The 17,864-nt window shown below is 63.4% G+C and carries 20 protein-coding genes and 3 pseudogenes; 12 read left to right on the forward strand and 11 right to left on the reverse strand.

Annotated elements, in window-relative coordinates; all coding sequences use genetic code 11:
- Nucleotides 1-5: 5 nt before the first annotated feature.
- From QFZ33_RS13070 to QFZ33_RS13080, 3 genes are all read left to right on the forward strand, one after another.
- Nucleotides 6-434, forward strand: a complete 429-nt coding sequence (locus QFZ33_RS13070) for a hypothetical protein (protein ID WP_307028073.1) — start codon at nt 6-8, stop codon at nt 432-434.
- 48 nt (nt 435-482) lie between these two features.
- On the forward strand, nt 483-641 hold the full coding sequence (locus QFZ33_RS13075; protein ID WP_307028076.1) for a hypothetical protein: 159 nt from the start codon (nt 483-485) through the stop codon (nt 639-641).
- Between the two features lie 239 nt (nt 642-880).
- A complete protein-coding gene (locus QFZ33_RS13080; RefSeq protein WP_307028078.1) occupies nt 881-1,933 on the forward strand; it encodes a 3-oxoacyl-ACP synthase III in 1,053 nt (350 codons plus the stop codon).
- Nucleotides 1,934-2,059: 126 nt separating this feature from the next.
- On the opposite strand, the gene QFZ33_RS13085 is transcribed toward QFZ33_RS13080, so the two are convergent.
- The 3 genes from QFZ33_RS13085 to QFZ33_RS13095 form a co-directional block, all read right to left on the reverse strand.
- Complete coding sequence (locus QFZ33_RS13085; RefSeq protein WP_307028080.1) at nt 2,060-2,368, reverse strand: MBL fold metallo-hydrolase; 309 nt, start codon at nt 2,366-2,368, stop codon at nt 2,060-2,062.
- A gap of 566 nt (nt 2,369-2,934) precedes the next feature.
- Nucleotides 2,935-3,894 (reverse strand): 2-hydroxyacid dehydrogenase, encoded by a 960-nt coding sequence (locus tag QFZ33_RS13090; protein ID WP_307028082.1) that lies wholly within the window; start codon nt 3,892-3,894, stop codon nt 2,935-2,937.
- Nucleotides 3,891-5,090, reverse strand: a complete 1,200-nt coding sequence (locus QFZ33_RS13095) for a pyridoxal phosphate-dependent aminotransferase (protein WP_307028084.1) — start codon at nt 5,088-5,090, stop codon at nt 3,891-3,893. The genes QFZ33_RS13090 and QFZ33_RS13095 overlap by 4 nt, the downstream gene beginning before the upstream one ends.
- 1,018 nt (nt 5,091-6,108) lie before the next feature.
- Between QFZ33_RS13095 and QFZ33_RS13100 the strand changes: the two genes are divergently transcribed.
- Entirely contained in the window at nt 6,109-6,588 is a 480-nt protein-coding gene (locus QFZ33_RS13100; protein WP_307028086.1) for a hypothetical protein, read from the forward strand.
- Nucleotides 6,589-6,953: 365 nt separating this feature from the next.
- Nucleotides 6,954-7,067, forward strand: a complete 114-nt coding sequence (locus tag QFZ33_RS23975) for a hypothetical protein (protein WP_373427350.1) — start codon at nt 6,954-6,956, stop codon at nt 7,065-7,067.
- Nucleotides 7,068-7,266: 199 nt separating this feature from the next.
- Here the strand turns inward: QFZ33_RS23975 and QFZ33_RS13105 are convergent.
- From QFZ33_RS13105 to QFZ33_RS13115, 3 genes and pseudogenes are all read right to left on the reverse strand, one after another.
- Nucleotides 7,267-7,497: pseudogene (locus tag QFZ33_RS13105) on the reverse strand (aldo/keto reductase); the annotation flags it as partial.
- Nucleotides 7,498-7,569: 72 nt separating this feature from the next.
- Nucleotides 7,570-7,977, reverse strand: coding sequence for a (R)-mandelonitrile lyase (locus tag QFZ33_RS13110; RefSeq protein WP_307028088.1), 408 nt, complete (start codon nt 7,975-7,977; stop codon nt 7,570-7,572).
- Entirely contained in the window at nt 7,974-8,846 is an 873-nt protein-coding gene (locus QFZ33_RS13115; RefSeq protein WP_307028090.1) for a helix-turn-helix transcriptional regulator, read from the reverse strand. The genes QFZ33_RS13110 and QFZ33_RS13115 overlap by 4 nt, the downstream gene beginning before the upstream one ends.
- Nucleotides 8,847-8,949: 103 nt before the next feature.
- Between QFZ33_RS13115 and QFZ33_RS13120 the strand changes: the two genes are divergently transcribed.
- The 6 genes and pseudogenes from QFZ33_RS13120 to QFZ33_RS13145 all read left to right on the forward strand — a co-directional run bounded on the left by QFZ33_RS13120 (nt 8,950) and on the right by QFZ33_RS13145 (nt 11,965).
- Entirely contained in the window at nt 8,950-9,324 is a 375-nt protein-coding gene (locus QFZ33_RS13120; protein ID WP_307028092.1) for a DUF2255 family protein, read from the forward strand.
- Between the two features lie 14 nt (nt 9,325-9,338).
- Nucleotides 9,339-9,662: a carboxymuconolactone decarboxylase family protein gene (locus tag QFZ33_RS13125; RefSeq protein ID WP_307028094.1), complete on the forward strand. Its 324-nt coding sequence runs from the start codon at nt 9,339-9,341 to the stop codon at nt 9,660-9,662.
- Nucleotides 9,663-9,713: 51 nt separating this feature from the next.
- Nucleotides 9,714-9,821, forward strand: a pseudogene (locus tag QFZ33_RS13130) (IMP dehydrogenase); the annotation flags it as partial.
- Between the two features lie 191 nt (nt 9,822-10,012).
- Entirely contained in the window at nt 10,013-10,273 is a 261-nt protein-coding gene (locus tag QFZ33_RS13135; protein WP_307028095.1) for a cyclophilin-like fold protein, read from the forward strand.
- A gap of 247 nt (nt 10,274-10,520) precedes the next feature.
- Entirely contained in the window at nt 10,521-11,312 is a 792-nt protein-coding gene (locus QFZ33_RS13140; RefSeq protein WP_307028097.1) for a carboxymuconolactone decarboxylase family protein, read from the forward strand.
- Between the two features lie 329 nt (nt 11,313-11,641).
- Nucleotides 11,642-11,965, forward strand: a complete 324-nt coding sequence (locus QFZ33_RS13145) for a hypothetical protein (protein WP_307028099.1) — start codon at nt 11,642-11,644, stop codon at nt 11,963-11,965.
- A 588-nt stretch (nt 11,966-12,553) separates the two neighbouring features.
- Here QFZ33_RS13145 and QFZ33_RS13150 read toward each other — a convergent pair.
- The 4 genes and pseudogenes from QFZ33_RS13150 to QFZ33_RS13165 all read right to left on the reverse strand — a co-directional run.
- Nucleotides 12,554-12,769: pseudogene (locus QFZ33_RS13150) on the reverse strand (cytochrome P450); the annotation flags it as partial.
- 206 nt (nt 12,770-12,975) lie between these two features.
- Nucleotides 12,976-13,260 (reverse strand): hypothetical protein, encoded by a 285-nt coding sequence (locus tag QFZ33_RS13155; protein WP_307028101.1) that lies wholly within the window; start codon nt 13,258-13,260, stop codon nt 12,976-12,978.
- A gap of 724 nt (nt 13,261-13,984) precedes the next feature.
- Complete coding sequence (locus QFZ33_RS13160; protein ID WP_307028103.1) at nt 13,985-14,578, reverse strand: TetR/AcrR family transcriptional regulator; 594 nt, start codon at nt 14,576-14,578, stop codon at nt 13,985-13,987.
- Between the two features lie 435 nt (nt 14,579-15,013).
- Nucleotides 15,014-15,685 (reverse strand): TetR/AcrR family transcriptional regulator, encoded by a 672-nt coding sequence (locus QFZ33_RS13165; protein WP_307028105.1) that lies wholly within the window; start codon nt 15,683-15,685, stop codon nt 15,014-15,016.
- Nucleotides 15,686-15,828: 143 nt separating this feature from the next.
- Between QFZ33_RS13165 and QFZ33_RS13170 the strand changes: the two genes are divergently transcribed.
- The gene (locus QFZ33_RS13170) at nt 15,829-16,791 is read left to right on the forward strand and encodes an NAD(P)-dependent alcohol dehydrogenase (protein ID WP_307028106.1); all 963 of its coding nucleotides are present in this window, start codon (nt 15,829-15,831) and stop codon (nt 16,789-16,791) included.
- A 231-nt stretch (nt 16,792-17,022) separates the two neighbouring features.
- On the opposite strand, the gene QFZ33_RS13175 is transcribed toward QFZ33_RS13170, so the two are convergent.
- Nucleotides 17,023-17,847 carry a substrate-binding domain-containing protein gene (locus QFZ33_RS13175; RefSeq protein WP_307028108.1) on the reverse strand — a complete coding sequence of 275 codons (825 nt, stop codon included), beginning with the start codon at nt 17,845-17,847 and terminating at the stop codon, nt 17,023-17,025.
- Nucleotides 17,848-17,864 lie beyond the last annotated feature (17 nt).

A 17,864-nucleotide genomic window follows, 5' to 3' on the forward strand; every position in this document is an offset into this window, starting at 1 on the left:
CTAAATTGACTGCAACATCGAACAGCTACATCCCCCGGGATGCCCATCAGCCGCGGGGCAAAAACCCCTGGTGCGCGAATTGCGACACCGACCGGCATCTCGTGGCGGAATCCCCGGCCGTCACCGGCCGGCAGGCAGGCACTCTGGTAGTTGCCGTCCACTGCTCCAATTGCCGCCGGTCCCGCGTGCTGGACACGACCGAAGAGCACCTCACGGCCCTTCCTAGATACTCAGCGAGGGAAGAAGGACTGGTGCAGCGGAGTGACAGCTACTTCCACTGCGGAGAACCGATGTTCCTGACCAGACCCCGGGCTGAAACCACGCTGCGGGCTTTTTTCGGCCGGCCCGGCCTCGCCGTAAACTCACTGGCCACCTACTTCTCCACCGAGGTACTGCGATGCCGCGGCGGTTTCCAGATCGAATTGCCCCGCTAACCCACCACCACCCTCTGCCCAAGGGCAGGACCAGAGAGAGCGGCGAACATGACGAACATCCCCGCCAGCGCACCCCCAGCCACCACCGTTGACAGGCAGGTAAACCTCACCAGCATTGAGGACCTTGACCTCACGCCCGACGGCCTCGCCGACGCACCGGCCCACCAACAGGACACCGAAAGCATCGTCCATACCGGAAACAGCTAGGACCGCGCCCCAACTGCGGCCGGCCCCAAACCTCACTGCCACCTGCCCCTACAGGAGTCCGGGTTGCCGGTTTTGGACCGGCCGTGGCTGCTGAGGAAGACAAAAGCCGAACCATGGCGCTGGCGGGACAAGACCCCCATCACGCGGCCCCAGACGCCGGGGAAAACATGTTCGAAGCTGGGACAGCCCGCGCGCGCGAAGACCCGATCAACTTGAGTTCGCAAAACTACGGAGCATGAATGCAGGACGGAAACGAACAGGGGCTTGAATTGGCAGGGAATGCAACCTTCCGGCACAGCAACACCGCGCTGCTTTCGGTGAGCAGTGTCGAGGCTCCGAGGATCGTGAGTTCCATGGATTTCGACCGGAGGCTGGCTTCGACCCTGCAGCGGCTGAAGTTCCCCCCGCGGCTGCTGGAGCGCGTTGCCGGCATCACGCACCGCCGCTGGTGGGCCGCCGGGACATCGTTCGATGATGCGGCGGTCGAAGCGGGAGCGAAGGCCCTGGCCGAGGCCGGCGTCGGGGCATCCGAAATCGGCCTGCTGATCAACACCTCGGTCACCCGGCGCAACCTCGAACCATCTGTCGCGGTGAAGATCCACCACGGACTAAGCCTGCCGTCGTCGGCCATGAACTTCGACCTGGCCAACGCCTGCCTCGGATTCGTCAACGGCATGGCCCTGGCAGCCAACATGATTGACTCCGGCCAGATTAAGTACGCGATGATCGTCAACGGTGAAGATGCCCAGGCCACGCAGGAGGCCACTTTGGCCCGGCTGCAGCGGCCCGAGACGACCCGCGAGGACTTCAACCGCGAGTTCGCCACCCTCACGCTGGGCTCCGGAGCCGCTGCAGCGGTGCTCGGCCCGGCGGACCAGCACCCCGGCGCGCACCGGATCGTCGGCGGCGTGATGCGGGCCGGGACCGAGCACCATGAACTGTGCGTGGGCGGCATCGACGGCATGGCCACCGACACCAAGGGCCTGCTCGACGGCGGCCTCCAGCTCGTGGTCGATGCCTGGCATGAGGCCCAGCCGGAGTGGGACTGGGGCTCGATGGACCGTTACGTCACGCACCAGGTGAGCAATGCCTATACGAAGGCCATCATCGACGCCATCGACCTGGACCCGGACAGGGTGCCCATCACGTTCCCGCACTGGGGAAACGTGGGACCGGCCTCCCTCCCCATGACCCTCGCCGCCGAGGCGCAAACCCTCGAAACCGGGAACCGCGTGCTGTGCATGGGCGTCGGTTCCGGTCTGAACACCGCCATGATGGAAATCGTTTGGTAACCGCCGACTGGCCCGGCGTCCAGCCGGAATGATCCCGGACAATCGGCGTAAGACTACATCGCTATTCCATGTGCCAGGGACGGTGCCCCGCTGGCACCAGTTGGACAACGGTGCCCAGGTCTCCCGCTATGACCTGGCTCCCGCCGGACCCGGTCGTCGTGCCCACCAGAATGTTCGGCTTCTCTGGTTCAATTTTTTTCGGCGGTGGGCCCGCAGCGCGAATCCAGCATGGTCAAAGTGTCCGTGGGTGAGCGCCAGCGCCTTGACGTCTTCGGGGCGCCTGCCGCGGTCATCGAGGAGCCGGAGCAGCATCGTCCACATGGTCGGTAGACCCGCGTTCACAAGGGTCACACCGTCGTCGTCTTCAATGACATAGCAGTAGACGTGAGCATGGCTGATCAGGTGTACGCCGTCGCGTACATCCGCACGGATCATATACCCCCTCGATCATCAGCGCGCTTGCGTCTTGTGCCGTGGTTTCTTGCACACGGCGGGTTCGCTTGCTCTCTGGAGCATGAATGGGACACATTCGCCCCAGACTGAATGGACCGTAGGACCCGTGTCAAGAGCATGCACAAAGCCCAGACACCCAGAGTGAACTAAGAGACCTTCCGTGCTGGTTCACGTGCTCCCTTGCCGAATATTCGGTCGTCTTTTCCTCCAGCTTTAACCGCGCGTTCATTCGCACCGAGCCGGGCAAAGTCCCCCGTGGGCTACCGCCCCCTTAGGATGCTGGCGCCTATTATCGGCGCCATGGTCTCGCAGTGTGCAACGCTAACGACGGCGTTGCCCTCATAGGTGACGGCCTCACCGGTTGTTGCCGTTCAGCCGGGTCACTGAAGTTGGCGCCGGACTGTAAGTCCGGCGCCAACTTTGTTACTCAAGGCACAAATCCCGACACGATATATGAGTCAGAGGATGCGAAGGCTGGCCCATCGTCTCGCCTTCAAGGACCGGCGCTTCACCCAGGCCCAGTGGTACTACTTGTCCGCTCTTCGCCACTAACCGATCGGCGTAGGTGGCTGCTCGCCGCGGAGCACGGCGAGCGTGTTGTCGGCGGCGAGCACTGCCATGGCGGTGCGCGTCTCGACGGTGGCCGAGCCGAGGTGCGGCACGAGTGTCACATTCTCCAGGTCCAGCAACTCAGGATGGACCTGTGGCTCGTGCTCGAAGACGTCCAGCCCGGCGCCGGCGATCACGCCTTCGCGCAGCGCGGCCGCGAGGGCCGCTTCGTCGACGATCGGTCCGCGTGCGGTGTTGACGAGGTATGTCGAGCTCTTCATCGCTGCGAGCTGCTCTGCGCCGATCAGATGGTGCGTGGCGGCTCCATAAGGGCAGTGCAGCGAAATGACATCGGAAACAGTCAGCAACTCGTCGAGGTCGACCCGCCGGGCGCCCAGTTCCGCGGCAATTGCGGGGTCGATCTCGCTGCGTGACTGGTAAACGATGTCCATACCGAATGCCTTGGCCCGGCGTGCCGTCGCCTGGCCGATGCCGCCCATGCCGACGACGCCGAGGGTCTTGCCCTGGAGGCTGCTGCCGAGAAGGAAGAACATGCCCCACTTCCACGGCTGGCCGGCGCGGATGAGCCGTTCGCCCTCACCGAGCCGGCGGGTTGCCATGAGGATGAGCCCGAACGCGATGTCGGCGGTCGCCTCGGTGAGCACGCCGGGCGTGTTGGTGGCGACGATGCCCCGTCCGGTGCAGGCCGGCACGTCGATGTTGTCGTAGCCGACGGCGACGTTAGAAACAACCTTGAGCTGCGGGCCCGCGGCGTCCAGCAGTTCGGCGTCGATGCGTTCCGTGAGCAGGCTCACGATGGCGTCTGCTCCCGCAACGCGGCGCAGGAGCTCCTCGCGGCCAATCGACTCCGGACCGGTCCAGTCATCGACCTCGTACTCGGCACGAAGCTTTTCGAGCGCTGCGTCGGGCACCCGCCCTGTGACGACTACCCGGCTCATGCCGTCTCGATCCATTCGCGCAGGCGTCCGAGGCCGTCGCGGATATCTGGCGCCTCGATGCCCGAGTAGGCCAGCCGGATGTACTGCCGCTCCTCACCGGGCAGCCGCCGGCCGAAGTGCTCGCGGGTGCAGAAGGAGACGCCGGTCTTGTACAGGGCGTCGGAGGCGAAGTCGCCGACTGCGGTGTAGCCCATGCGTTCCATGACCTCGGTGACGTCTGGGAACAGGTAGAAGGTCGACTGGGGCACGGCCACGTGCATGCCGGGGATGGAATTCACGAGCTCGCATGCGGTGTCGCGGCGCGTCTGCAGGGTGTCAAGCATCTGCTGCACAGAATCCTGGGGGCCACGGAGCGCTTCGACGCCGGCCCACTGCACATAGTGCGTCGTGCAGGACTCATCATTGGTGTTGAGCGTGCTGAGTACCTGGGCGATCTCACGCGGGGCGACGGCGCAGCCGAGGCGCGAGCCGGTCATGGCGAACTTCTTGCTGAATGTGTAGAGGATGACGGTCCGCTCGGCCATGCCGGGAAGCGCTGCGATGGAGCTCGAGACCCCTTCATAGCGAGTCTCGAAGTAAGCCTCGTCGGAGAGTACCCACAGGTCGTGTTCTATCGCGAGCTGTGCGATGGCCTCGCGCTCGGCCGCAGTCGACTCGGCGGAGATGGGGTTCTGCAGGTCGTTGTAGATGATTGCGACAGTATTGGGGGTGATCGATGCGCGCACCTGGTCGAGGTCGATCGCGAAGCCCTGGGGCGTGGGCAGGTAGCGGTAAGGAACGGCCATTCCGCCGAGGTACTCGATCTGTGATTCATAGATCGGGAAGCCGGGGTTGGGGTAGAGCACTTCCTGGCCGGGGTTCATGACAGCCTGCAGGAACTTCGTGATGACGGGCTTGCCGCCGGTCATCACGACCACGTTCTCGGGGGAGAACTGGATACCGCGGCGCGAGCCGATGTCGTCGGCGAGGGCTTCACGCAGCTGCGGGATGCCGGGGCCGGGGCAGTAACCCGTGTAGCCGTCGGCGATCGCCCGGTTCATCGCTTCCACGATATTCGGGGCGGTTGGGATGTTGATATCGCCGAGATGGAAGGGGTACACCAGGTTCCCTTTAGCCTTCCAGGCGGCGGCGGCTTGCGCGACGCTGAAGGCGGTTTCGGTGCCTAGGCGTTCAAGCCGGTGCGCGAGTTGCTGCATGTTCCACTCCTCATCGAGTTGACGATCGATCTTTTGCTGATCGCACCTAGTATAGGACTAATATATTAGACTGCGGAAGTTGATCGCGAGATGAAATTTCAGAAATCCAACATCCGCCCTTCGTGTGGTGGAGTAACCGATCCCCAAGAGCCATAGCGAGAGCGGCCAAGATTGTTGTACTGCAGGGGAAGGATGATCGCACGCCGCGCGAGGAGAGGGAGCTGTGCTCCCTAAGGCGTAAACACGCTATTGCTGAGCAATATGGTGCAGCGTGGGGGATATGCCCACTGGATCCGCAGGTTTGGTCTTAGGATTTTCCTCGTCACGGCTGCCTTGTCCCTGCTTGCTGGTTTGCCCGCGCTAGCGTCGCACGAGCTGTCAGAAGTTGGTCAATGTGGCAAGCCGACACTCGAGGTTCAAGGGATCAAAATCCCTGGACTGGCCTTCACGGGAGATCCAGTTGACGTCGTTCCCACTAGCGCCGCAGTTTCCACCATGCCAAGCGGCAAACAGCTCTTCCTGTGGGATCCAGTGACGGCTTACATGCCCTGTACGACCGCAAAGGTGCACACCCGTCAGGTTGCCTGTCCAGTCATACCTAATCACCACGAAGGGATGAGCTCCAGGTACTAACCTTGGCGGTCAGGGGTTCCCGTAGCCGCAGATTGAAGACAAGTAGGCCTGTAGTCGACTAGTTTAGGATTCAACTAATCTAATTGACGGAACGCCGGCTATCGGTGTTTTGAGTACAGGCTGCAGTGTCGATGCGGGAGTTCCGTGTGGCCACGAACTGCATTGGGCCGCGTGTCGGAGCGCGCGTAATTGATGACGGCCACGTCTTGGCTAGTGAGCCGTGGTTGCGGTGGAATAGCGTGTCGCCGCACGTCTCCTGCCTCTAATGCACGGTTCCATCGTTTCCTATCCAGAGATATCTTTGGCAACACCGGTTCAAGGGAGCCATACGGGTCTAGTGTTGGGCGGGTCGGCACTCGCCGGCAATTACCCTCAAGGAGGGTGCATGAGCTCCAGACAGTCCAGCTCCCAGCAATTTATGAAGTACTTGAAAAGCGTCGGGGGCTCAGAATCTGACATCAGCGGAACTGCTTACGTGGTCACCGATGAAGACACAGTGGAGAGCGTAGTCTCGCACCTGCGGATCGAACAGCAGCACCATGGCAGGCTCATCCGTGAGCCGGCCATTCTTCATGCCTCCGCCCAGGTGATGATCAGCAGGCGTGACGAACACGACCCCGTCCGTCACGCCGGAGCTTCCCAGGCGGGGGAATACCAGCTGGACATTCATTTCGGCCCGGGCCGCACCACACGGGAAAGCATCCCCGAAAAGGAACTTGCGGACGCCCAGATTTGGGCAAGGGCACGAATCGAAGCCGGAGGAGCCGAGTTCGGAGCCATCTACTTTCCCGCGGGTGGCAGCGGCGCACCAGGCTCGGGAGCCTTAGTGTTCAATTTCGACCGTTCAGTGGGCTGGTACCGCTGAGACGGTATGCCTTCCACGGTACGTGGCGTGCCCGGCCTCAAAAGATGTAACCTCCATTGGAGGCGCTGGCCATCTCAGCAGCTGCGAACATAGACACGGGGGCAACCTGGCCTGAGGGCCGCGGCTGTGACCTCAGCAATGAATGGTCCGCGCCTGAGCCGCAAGGTCCTGCCAGGTGGCGCCGACTATCAGGTCTAGCACAGCCCTGAGCTCACTAAACTGGGCCCCCGGTACATTGTGGAGTCCAACGGCGGTGCGCTCATCAGTGTGCAAAACAGCGCCGTCCGCCACGGTTCAGCCGCCGCCATCGCAAGGCTGAACCGTGGCGAAAACGTGACCCTACAGCCATTTATTTCCGCTGCGCGCTGAGGCACTCAACGTCATCCAAGGAGTGGGCGCGGCTAAACCACGTCATTGCCGTGGGCACAGGGGAGCGGCGACCGGACTCCGTGCGCATCGCGGTATTCGTTATGCGCTAGCCGATTCTGAATTTCGTCCTTCCGCACACCCTTGGGCAACGGAGGGGAGCAGCCCCTCCGCTCAGGCCTCAGCGCCACGTCCCTTCCGCCCTGTACTGAAGAGCTGATAACGGACCTTATCTAGTGCCAGAAGTAGCGTAGCCCGAGACTGTTATAGATGGTACGACGGCAAATAACTCCCACACCCCAAGGAGCCTTGCACCCCGTCGCGGATGGGCGCCAAAGCCTCACCGACCAGCTCCTCGTTGGCGTACGGTCCACAGACCTCGGCCGTGTCGAAGAAGGTCACCCCCAGGTCGTAGGCCGAGCGGATCACGTTGATCATGTCCTCCCGGCTGCCGGGGTTGGGTCCGTAGCTTTGCGACATGCCCATACAGCCCAACCCCACCGCCGAGACGGTCAGGCCCTGTCCGAGAGTACGTGTGTGCATGGTTCGGTCTCCGTTATCTGGTCGGCGGTCCGGTCGTGACACTTCCCAGACCGAAAGCCCTTGAAGGCGGGGTCAGGACTGGGCGCCGTTGTATTCGTCGTCGGTAATGTGCTCGAGCCAGTTTGTGGTGGTGGCGGGGTCGTCCCCGTTCTCAAGCATGGCGATGTGCTCCATGAAACAGCCGGGCGCGGCAGCGTGCCAGTGTTCCTCACCCGGCGGGGTGTACAGGGTCTGACCCGGGTGGAGCTCGATGATCGTGCCGTCACGGCCACCGAACCGGGCAACACCCTGGGTGACGCGGAGGTACTGTCCGCGGGCGTGGGAGTGCCAGGCTGTGCGGGCACCGGGAGCGAAGCGCACGGTGGCGACGACCATGCGCTGATCGCCTTCGCGAGGAAGCGCGATGGGGTCCAGCCAGACATCACCGACGAACTGCTCGGGCGGGTTCTTGCTGGTGGGGTTGGTGGGTTCGATGTTCATGCGTTCTCCTTGCTTGTGGTGGGGATAGATTCTGTCGCCGCCCAGCTGGCGAGCAGCCGCAGGCCGTCTTCTGACGGGGTGCCGGGGTCGGCGCTGTAGGCCGTGAGCGTGAGCCCAAGGGCGTTCGGGAGCTCGAGGGCGTCGAACGCCAGGTGGAGGTCTCCGACCGCCGGGTGGCGGAAGTCCTTATAGCCTCCGCTGTGAAGGCGCACGTCATGCTGTGCCCATCGGGTGCGGAAGTCCTCGGAGCGGGTGGACAACTCCCCGACCAGCTCGGTGAGGGACTTGTTGAACGGGTCACGGCCGGCCTCGGTGTGCAGGATGGCGACCGCAGTATCGGCCGCCTTCTCCCAGTCGGGGTACAGGACGTGCGAGCGGTGGTCCAGGAATGCGAACCGTGCGAGGTTTGCGGTTGCCGTCTTCGGGCCGTACGCCTCAGAGTACAAGGCACGCCCGAGGTCGTTGATCGCCAGGATGTCCAGCCGGCCGTTGCGGACGAACGCGGGCACGCCGACCATTGAGTCCAGCATCCTCTGCACGCTGGGGGCCACAACCTGGCTGGGCTTGCGCCGCGGCCGCGCCGACGGTGACGCCGCGCGGGCCAGGTCGTACAGGTGGTCGCGTTCGGCATCGTTCAGCTGGAGCGCTCTGGCGAGGGACTCGAGCACGCTTTCGGAAACCCCGGCGAGGGAGCCGCGTTCGAGTTTGGTGTAGTACTCCACCGAGACGCCGGCCAGCTGCGCGATCTCCTGGCGCCGCAGCCCGGGGACACGTCGGGTACCCCCGAACGTCGGCAGGCCCGTCTGCTCCGGGGTGAGCTTCGCCCGCCGGGTGCCGAGGAATTCCCGGATTTCTTTGCGGTTGTCCATGCAGACCACGCTACGGCCGCATCCGGTGCCGAAGGAGTCCCTGTTAGTACCACCTATCGGCAGGGTCTCTCACACGTGGGGAGGTAGGCGTTTAGCTTGTGTCATGGCTTATTGGACTCCTGAGGAGCTGCAGAGGATCGGCTCGACCGACGACTTCCATATCGCTCCGTTCCGCGCGGACGGAGCGACGTACGGCACGCCGACCTGGATCTGGTCCGTTGTGGTCGATGGCGCCGTGTACGTGCGCGCCTACAACGGCACCTCATCGCGCTGGTACGGTTCCGCCGCGTCGCAGCGTGCCGGTCGCATCACCGCCGGTGGCATCGAGAAGGACGTCGCGTTCGTCCCCACCCATGACGTGGCGCTGAAGGACCGGATCGACGACGCCTACCGGGCGAAGTACACGCACAGCCCCTACCTGCCCCCAATGCTCACTGATCGGGTCCGCGCCGCCACCGTGCGCGTCGACCCCCGCTGAAAGGAAGAACCACCATGCCAGAGAACCCCCTCGCCGACTTCGCACCCGCTCTCGTGGGATACACGAACGAGGTCCTGTTCGGCCAAGTGTGGGAGCGCCCCGAGCTCTGTCCGCGCGACCGCAGCCTCATCACCGTCGCGTCGCTCGTCGCCGGCGGCAACACGGAGCAGCTGACCTTCCACCTCGACTACGCCAAGAAGAACGGCCTCACCGAGCAGGAGCTGATCGAGGCCATCACCCACCTCGCTTTCTACGCCGGCTGGCCCAAAGCCATGTCCGCCATGACCGTCGCGAAGAACCTCTTCGCCACATCCAACCAGAACCCCAAGGAGAACTGACCCATGCGCGGAGCAGTCCTTTTCGCCCCGGGCGACGTCCGGAACCACAGCATCAACCCCGGCAAGGACTTTGACCTTGAGCTCCCGCTTGACCAGGTCGTTGAAGGATTTAAGGCCATGGACGAACGCCGTGCCATCAAGGCCCTGCTGCGCCAGTAATCCCGGCTGGGCGGGACGGCTTGCCCTGACTCCGTCCCGCCCAGACACGCCGACGACACGGTGCGGCATCACGCATATGTTCGCCGCAGCCCTCCCGGATCAGGGGCGGGCGTCGTCGACGGTTCCAGATCAACGTCCCGTGGTCGTCACCTGCGGACCTCGCTCGCCCTCACCAACACGGAGCTACAACCATGCTGACCCTGACCGACTACGCCGGCACGGAGAAGGTTAGCGACCTGCCCGCCTCACTCTCGACAACAGGATCTCCGGCCGGAATCAAACCCGTAATTGGAGACATCACTTACTACGCCCCGTGGGGCAATCTCGCAATTTTCTACCGCGACTTCGGCTACGCCAATGGACTCGTCAAGCCCGGCCACATCGACGCCGGCATTAGCCTGCTCACCAGAGGCAAAAGCGACCCTACCGTAACCATCGCATCCGACGAGTAGCCGTACGGAAAGGACGAGTCCCATCGCTACCAATACAGCCCACGCCGCACCGACCCGAGACCAAGTCACTGCAATAATCAACGCTCCCGGCGTCAAGCACTGGCACGGGGCCACCTCCTCGGAGTCCATGACGCACATCGCAGTCCAGGACACCATCGAGAGCTCCAACGCAGGTTGGCTTGAGCAGGTGACGGACGACCAGTACGAAGGCCGCTAACGCATCACCACCAGAAACTGGAGAACCTTCATGAAGTACCGTGATTTCATCGCATTATCTGCCGCGGCCGTCCTGGCCACCCTCGCATCTGGATGCACCCCGCCGGAGCCGCCACAGTCACCCACCGGACCGATAGCTCCCGTTCAGGGAACCGAGAATGTGGCACCCGCACTTGCGCACTACCGCGACGACGTAGTCGTCGGCGACCTATGGGAACGGGAAGGGCTGTCAGCACGTGACCGGAGCTTGGTCACTGTCGCGGAGATGATCGCCGGCAATCAGAGCGTCGAGCTTTCCTTCTACGTTAACAAAGCCCTCGACGACGGCGTGCTGCCGCGAGAAATATCCGAGACAATCACGCACCTTGCTTTCTACAGCGGATGGCAGAACGCGATGGCCGCGGTCCCGAAAATCGGGGCCGCGTTCAAGGAGCGCAGCATCGAGGCCAGCGCACTGCCGGCCGCGGACCCCGAACTCCTGCCCCTTGATGAAGCCGCCGAGCAGGCACGGGCCCAGCAGGTGGAGTCCAACTTCGGCAGCGTTTCGCCCGGTGTCGTCGAGAACACAGGCAAGGTCCTCTTCCAGGACCTCTGGTTGCGTCCCGACCTCGCGCCCCGGGACCGCAGCCTCATCACCGTAGTGGCCTTGGTCACCTCAGGACAGGTACAGCAAATACCCTTTCACCTGAACCGAGCCATGGACAACGGACTCACCCGGGCAGAAGTCGCCGAAACGCTCAACCAGCTCGCGTTCTACGCAGGCTGGCCCAAGGTGTTCACCGCGATGCCCGTAGTCAAGGAAGTCCTCGGCGCGCGCCAGTAAACAATGTTCATATGAAATCATCCGCCAGGGGCCGCCAGCTGAGGACGGCCCCTGACGCGCGGGTAGCGGATCAGGTGCACGATGCCACTGGCGGCCTCGGCTCGATGGGGACGGTGTGGCGCGGGAGGAGAGGTTCCTCTTCAGCAGTCGGCTATCGTCCAGCTGAACTGTTGCCGCGATAAAACCAGGTGACCTGCGGGTTGCAGACGACGCTGTTCGTAGAACGGCAATGCCACTTCCATCCATCTGACCCGCGTGACATCGACGAGGGCGCCTGCAAGGGCGCCCGCATCGTTGAGGAATCGGCCCGCCGGTGAGACGATTCGACTATGAGCGAGAGAAAAGACGACAAGCGGCCGGATGGTGACCCCGCCGAGCACTCCCATGCGGCGCCGGCGACCCAGCCGATCCGAACCGTGGGTCAACGCCGCCGTGATGCAGAAGAGAAACTGGAGCACCAGCTTCAGGACGCCCGCCACAAAGACGAACCGGACCGTGATGAGGCCGACCAACAACAGGACGTCGGGGCGGTTGATAGCAGCGACGTCGCTGCCATCCAGGACGATGGCGCACTAACCGCCGCTGACCGGGTGGATCTGATCGCGAACCAGGTAGTCGCCAAGGGCGAGAACAGCGAGGAAAAGCCAGTCTGACTGCGTTGCCAGATCAGCGCCTTCCCATGGGCACAAAAGCCCCATTGGGGACGGCTGGGCCTCAGAATCGACGGTACCCGCGGAGTGTTTGGACATCGCGTGGAGGACTTCCCGATTCAGTGGTGGACCCCGTCAATGACAGCGGTGTGGCAGGTCCTTATAGCGGCCCGTCCGCGGCCACGACCTCGTTGGCATCCTCACGGGCAGCTCGTCCCGCCAACGAGCAGACAGGTAAAACGACGCCCAGCCGGTCATGCAGGAAGCAGAGGAAAAGTGACTATTTCGCCGCTGCCGGAACCGGAACCGTTTCCGGCCGACCCGAAGCCCAATGGCCCCGCCGTACCGGAGCCGACGCAACCTGATCCGGACCCTGTCCCGGGGCCTTTGCCCGAGCCAGGGCCGAGACCGGAAGACCCGGATCCCAGGCGCAGGTCCTAAGAGGTGCCTGCCGGGGCGCCACCTGCATTCAAGGTGTCGGCCCGCAGCCTGCGGGGGCCGACAGCAGTGTTCCGGACATTGTTGTTTCCTATCTGGCGGATCTCAGACGTGCTTTGTGGGCGGGTGGCAGGTGTCGCCGGGGCCGGAATCTCAGTTCCAACTAACCTGAAGCTGTTCCGGGCCGCGGAAGGATGTGTTGGGCAGATAGTGGAACTGCTGGTCGTCCAGGCGCGTGCCGGGTAGGCGCCTGGACAGTTCCTCGAGGAAGATCCGCATCTCCAGACGGGCCAGGTGGTTGCCCAGACACATGTGGGGACCAAAACCGAAGGCGACATGGTCGTCGTTGTTGGCACGCTCAGGGTCGAACTTCTCGGGGTGTCAAAGACCTGTTCGTCTTGGTTCGCGGAGGCGATGACCATCAGCACATTGGCGCAGGCAGGAATCGTGGCCCCGCCGACTTCAACGTCCGCTTTGATGTGCGACGCCAGGCGACTACCGAGCCACTGTGGCGCAGACATTCTTCGACGACGGCCGGGATCAGTGAAGGATCCTTGCAGATGGCCTCCCACTGGTCACGGTTCCGCAGCAGAGTTACCAGAGCGTTCGCGGCGGCATTGGTCGTCGTTTCGTGGGCGGCCATGGTTCCACCTATTACATTGGTCTGCAGAATACGAGTCCGGGAACATGTCCGGTTGTTCAGGCTGCAACTTGATGGTGTGGCCGATCCAGCCAGGAGGGTTGTCCAGCTGTTTCAGCTTTTCGACGATCCGTCCGCCCATTTCCCAGAACTTGCCCAGTCCCTCGGCGGCACGCACCTGGTCTTCCGGTGAGGGCCGGCCCCAGATGAACTCCGTCATGGAGGTGGCCAGCTCGCGGACCGTGTCGACGTCTTCCCCCGGGACCCCGAGGAATTCCAGCGCGATGATGCAGGGGACTGGCCGACCCCGACAACCGCTACATCACCGGCGTAACCCTCGACGTGGCAGGCGGAGCACACTTGGGTATCGGAACCTGATCCAAAAAACCCACCTAAGGGTGGTGGCGGAATCTGAATTCACCACGGCATAATTCTGTGGGCGGGGGAGGGCTCCAGAATAGCTTGGCTTGACGTAGGTATTGGTACACGTCATCGCGGCTTATTCCGTAGTCGCGGGCCAGTAGAAGGTGGTGCAAGGAACCGTGGGAGGCTGCCGAAAAAACTGTTCCGTGGACCAGCTCATAACTACCGGAACAGGTACGGCGTTCTAGGAATATGATTTCGACGACAGCTGGCTCCACCGGCTCGAGCACGATGCGGACCGCTGGATGACTCAGGAGGTGTCCCCGGCTACGAGTAGATCCTGGATACGCTGGCAAACCCGTCCAGCCCAAACCATGCCGGACAGCAGCAATGAGTGGCCGAGATGACGGGCCCTTACGCCCCATATGATCCGGACTTCCTACAAGGTCACTGCCTTGGGCCGGCCCGCGACCTATGCGAAGGACTGGGCGACCTGGCGCGTCCCGCCAGGGGCGGCGCAGAGCCGGGCAACGCCACCCCGCCTCAAGGGAGATTGAGCGAGGCGCTAGCAGTTTCTTCGGTCAGAGTCTGCGGTGGCGGTGGCGCTCGATGAGGGACCTGGCCATTGACTGGGCTAGTTCGGCGGCTTGCGGGTCGCCTTCCATGGCCGTGATGACGGAGCCTTTCAGTAAGAGGTGCCACGCCCGGGCGAAATCAACGGAGCGCTCAAGCCCGGCTTCCTCGGCCAGGGTCTGCGCGTGTCCCCGGATCCTTGCCATGTATCCCACGCAGGCCCTGCCCAAGGGATGGTCCGGGCCCATTTCCATCAGGATCTTGATGAACACGTTGGACTCGTATCCGCCGTCCCCGAGCCAGTCCGCGAACACGTCAAAGATGACCAGCAGCTCTTCCTCCGGGGTGGCACTGCGGCTCTGAGCTTCGGCCACGACCTCCGCGAACCAGATTTGGTCCCGGCGAGCGAGAACTGCCAGGACCAGATCATCCTTGGACGGGAAGTGCCGGTAGAACGTCGACTTGGCAACCCCGGACGACTCGATCAATTCGTTGACGCCGACATCCCGGAGGCCCCGCCTGGAAAACAATTCGTAGGCGGTAGTGAGAATACGTTCCACAGTACCGGCCGTCGCCACCGACGGAACGTCGCCTGCTCTCATATGCGAAGAGTCTACGCTCCCGAGAGTCCGGAGGGATGATCCGCGGTATTAGAGGCTTCGTACTGCTCCTTAGTGCCCTATGCAAAGAAATGCACAATTCCATAGGCCCTGGCGTCCATAGCTGCTCCCCTGGATGATGTGAATGGCGGGTGTACACGTGCTGGCCCCTGCTGACTCCGTCGCAATAAGTACCACGATCCCGAGAAAAACAGGTTGCAGGGGGACCGAGGTTGCCGGGCAGTATCTGGACTTCACGGGACCGGCGACCATGGTCATTGGGCCGTCGTGATGGTGCCGCTCGGTTTCGTCAACCTTGGCACTCGATGCCGAGAGGACCCTATTCCTTTTGCCATTGTCTAATGGAAGTCAGGGGGCCTTTCGCGCCGCCTCATGGAGTGATGGCTGGCGCGGTGGAGAAAGTTGAAGCAACAGCTGCTAGCCGGCCGGTGCCGGTGCCAACGCATCGAGGATCAACTCCAGCCCGTAGGCGAATTCGTTGCCGTAGTCGTAGTCGGGCTGCATGACGACTTGCGTGGCGATCTCGACCATGTGTGGGTATTCCCCGGTCGCAAACCGTTCCATGATGGGACCGGCTACCTCCGCCATCGGTACATTACCTGCTATGGGCAGTGCGGCTTCCTGCAGGGCGAACCCGTAGATGTAGCTGTCCAGTAGCGAGTAGGCCCGGGCGGTCTGTTGCACGGTAAAGCCCGCGGCACGCAGTGCCCCCAGGGTTGCCTCGTGGTGCTTTAGGGTCGCCGGGCCGGGAGCTTTGCGGGATTCCAGCAGTCCGACCGCCCATGGGTGCCGGCGCAGCACTTCGCGCGCCGAGTGGGCCCGGCGGCGCATCTGTTCCTTCCAGTCACCTCCAGGCTCCGGTGTGGCGATCTCGGTGAAGACAAGGTCCACGAGGCTGTCAAGGATCTGGTCCTTGTTGGCCACGTAGTAGTAGAGCGTCATCGGTTTGGTGCCTATGCTCTGGGCGAGAGAACGTATCGACAGGGCAGCGATACCCTCCTTGTCCGCCAACTCCAGAGCCTTCTGCAGTACCTTCTCGCGGCTGAGTGCCGGCCGGTCCCTGCCGCCCGCGCCTGCGTCCTTCATCATGTGCTCCTCCCAGCCCTTCCGCTTCCCGTACATCGTACGATACCCTTCTCGTACAGTGTACGAAATTACCGTGAGATACAGAGAGGAACGTTATGAAAACACAGGAGCGCTCTCAACGACGGGGCACCAGAAACGTGGACGATATGCGCGCTATCGTTCGGGAAACCTACGGAGGACCGGAGGTGCTGCGCCTGGAGCGGGTACCCCGCCCTGTTGTCAAAGGCGACGACGTGCTCGTCCGTGTCAGGGCGGCCGGCGTCGACCGCGGAGTCTGGCACATGATGACCGGCCTGCCCTATCTGGGCCGTCTCGCATTCGGAATTCGGAAACCGAAGGACCCGGTTCTGGGCCTGGATCTCGCAGGAACCGTAGAAGCCGTAGGTCCCGACGTCACGCGGTTCACCGTCGGCGACGCGGTGTACGGCAGCGGACGTGGTTCCTACGCCGAATACGCCGTTGCACCCGAGACCAAACTGGCCGCGAAGCCCCAGCCGCTCTCCTTCGAGCAGGCCGCGGCGGTGCCGGTTTCCGCGGTCACGGCTCTCCAGGGCCTGCGCGCCGGGAAGATCAGGGAGGGGCAGAAGGTGCTGGTCACCGGCGCGTCCGGCGGCGTCGGCAGCTACGCGGTCCAGCTGGCCAAAGCGTACGGTGCGCACGTCACCGGAGTCTGCAGTACCGGCAAGGTCGGGTTTGTCCGTACCCTCGGCGCGGACCACGTCATCGACTACAGCCGTGAGGACTTCGCAGACGCCGGCCCGTACGACCTCATCCTGGACATCGCGGGAAACCCGCCGATCTCGCGCCTGCGCCGCGCCCTGACACCCACAGGAACGGCCGTCATCACCGGCGGTGAGGGCGGCGGGAAACTGACCGGAGGCCTGCACCGCCAGCTCAGCGCCCTGGCGCTGTCGCCCTTCATCAGCCAACGGCTGACCACGTTCCTCGGCTTGGTCCGTGCCTCCGAACTACGGGACCTCACCCCGCTCATCGAGACCGGCAAAATAGCGCCAGCCCTCGACCGGACCTTCACGCTGACTGAGGCTAAGGACGCGCTCCACTTCCTGGAAGACGGTAAGGTATCCGGCAAAGTGGCGCTCACCATCTGACGGCCGTGATTCGCAGTCGAAAGAAGCTTCGCCAGGGAAGCGTCAGTGCAAACTTTTCGTGAGTACGTGTGAGTTCTGTGAGTTAAGCGCTTTGGCCAGGTCTTGGGAATTCCTAGGCCAAACCCGGACGCCCGCTGGCTGGGACACGGAAAGCAGCGACGCACCGTTGACTGACCTGCTCGTCCCGTACCGACAGTAGCTCGCCTGCCTCGCCGCTCTCGCGGAGCCAGCCTAGGCGAATCTCTTTAGCGGCCAGAACGCTCCACACCCAAAACGGTTCACATCGCCGCCGGCCACGGATGTTATCGGCGGGACCTGGCCCGCGGCAATGCGGGTGTCGTCAAAGGAAGCAACGGCGACATCCCGGCCGGGCTCGAGTCCGCGGCGGCGCATCTCGTGGTACAGGCCCTGGGCGATGATGTCGCTGTAGGCGACGACGGCGTCGGGCAGCTTTCCCTGGTCAAAGAGTCGGCCGAGCGCTTCGGCGCCGCCCTCAGGGCTGACGGGGCTGCGCAGCTCTTCGCTGCTCCATACCTCAACGCCTTTGGGTTCAAGGGCAGCTCGGAGGCCTTCCTCACGTTCGGCCAGGGACGGTGCGGGGCGGCCGCCGAGGAGCGCCACGGTCCTGCTTCCCACGGCGGCGAGGTGGTCTTCGAGCATCCGGGCTCCCTTGACGTTCTCGCTGCCGACGTAGTCGAAACCGCCGAGCCAGCGTGCGAGTAGGACGACGGGTAGGTTGGCTGCGTTGACCTGTTTGGCGAGGCGTTCCGGGTCGGTGCCCAGTGCGGGAAGGATGAGGAGCCCGTCTACCTGGCGTTCGATCATGGAGGCGACGATTTCGTGCTGCCGGTCGGCGTCGTCGCGGCTGTAACCGATGAAGATCGTGCAGCCGGCGTCGTGGGTTATCTGGTCCACTGCCATGGCGAGCTCGGCGAAGTATGGGTTGATGATCTCGGTGACGATCAGCCCTATGGGCATGGACCGGCTCTGTCGCAGGTTGGCGGCCTGCCGGTTGTACACGTAGCCGAGCTGGTCCATGGCTTCGCGTACCTTCACGGCAGAGGATTCCGGGC

It is taken from the genome of Arthrobacter globiformis (genome assembly GCF_030815865.1).
GTDB lineage: Bacteria > Actinomycetota > Actinomycetes > Actinomycetales > Micrococcaceae > Arthrobacter > Arthrobacter globiformis_B.

What these genes read in the sequence shown, in the direction of transcription:
- QFZ33_RS13095 (WP_307028084.1), bottom strand. Translation starts at nt 5,090, where the DNA reads ATGCAGCAACTCGCGCACCGGCTTGAACGCCTAGGCACCGAAACCGCC.
- QFZ33_RS13085 (WP_307028080.1), bottom strand. Translation starts at nt 2,368, where the DNA reads ATGATCCGTGCGGATGTACGCGACGGCGTACACCTGATCAGCCATGCT.
- QFZ33_RS13140 (WP_307028097.1), top strand. Translation starts at nt 10,521, where the DNA reads ATGAAGTACCGTGATTTCATCGCATTATCTGCCGCGGCCGTCCTGGCC.
- QFZ33_RS13135 (WP_307028095.1), top strand. Translation starts at nt 10,013, where the DNA reads ATGCTGACCCTGACCGACTACGCCGGCACGGAGAAGGTTAGCGACCTG.
- QFZ33_RS13075 (WP_307028076.1), top strand. Translation starts at nt 483, where the DNA reads ATGACGAACATCCCCGCCAGCGCACCCCCAGCCACCACCGTTGACAGG.
- QFZ33_RS13080 (WP_307028078.1), top strand. Translation starts at nt 881, where the DNA reads ATGCAGGACGGAAACGAACAGGGGCTTGAATTGGCAGGGAATGCAACC.
- QFZ33_RS13115 (WP_307028090.1), bottom strand. Translation starts at nt 8,846, where the DNA reads ATGGACAACCGCAAAGAAATCCGGGAATTCCTCGGCACCCGGCGGGCG.
- QFZ33_RS13165 (WP_307028105.1), bottom strand. Translation starts at nt 15,685, where the DNA reads ATGATGAAGGACGCAGGCGCGGGCGGCAGGGACCGGCCGGCACTCAGC.
- QFZ33_RS13120 (WP_307028092.1), top strand. Translation starts at nt 8,950, where the DNA reads ATGGCTTATTGGACTCCTGAGGAGCTGCAGAGGATCGGCTCGACCGAC.
- QFZ33_RS13155 (WP_307028101.1), bottom strand. Translation starts at nt 13,260, where the DNA reads ATGACGGAGTTCATCTGGGGCCGGCCCTCACCGGAAGACCAGGTGCGT.
- QFZ33_RS13090 (WP_307028082.1), bottom strand. Translation starts at nt 3,894, where the DNA reads ATGAGCCGGGTAGTCGTCACAGGGCGGGTGCCCGACGCAGCGCTCGAA.
- QFZ33_RS13100 (WP_307028086.1), top strand. Translation starts at nt 6,109, where the DNA reads ATGAGCTCCAGACAGTCCAGCTCCCAGCAATTTATGAAGTACTTGAAA.
- QFZ33_RS13110 (WP_307028088.1), bottom strand. Translation starts at nt 7,977, where the DNA reads ATGAACATCGAACCCACCAACCCCACCAGCAAGAACCCGCCCGAGCAG.
- QFZ33_RS13170 (WP_307028106.1), top strand. Translation starts at nt 15,829, where the DNA reads ATGCGCGCTATCGTTCGGGAAACCTACGGAGGACCGGAGGTGCTGCGC.
- QFZ33_RS13145 (WP_307028099.1), top strand. Translation starts at nt 11,642, where the DNA reads ATGAGCGAGAGAAAAGACGACAAGCGGCCGGATGGTGACCCCGCCGAG.
- QFZ33_RS13160 (WP_307028103.1), bottom strand. Translation starts at nt 14,578, where the DNA reads ATGAGAGCAGGCGACGTTCCGTCGGTGGCGACGGCCGGTACTGTGGAA.
- QFZ33_RS13125 (WP_307028094.1), top strand. Translation starts at nt 9,339, where the DNA reads ATGCCAGAGAACCCCCTCGCCGACTTCGCACCCGCTCTCGTGGGATAC.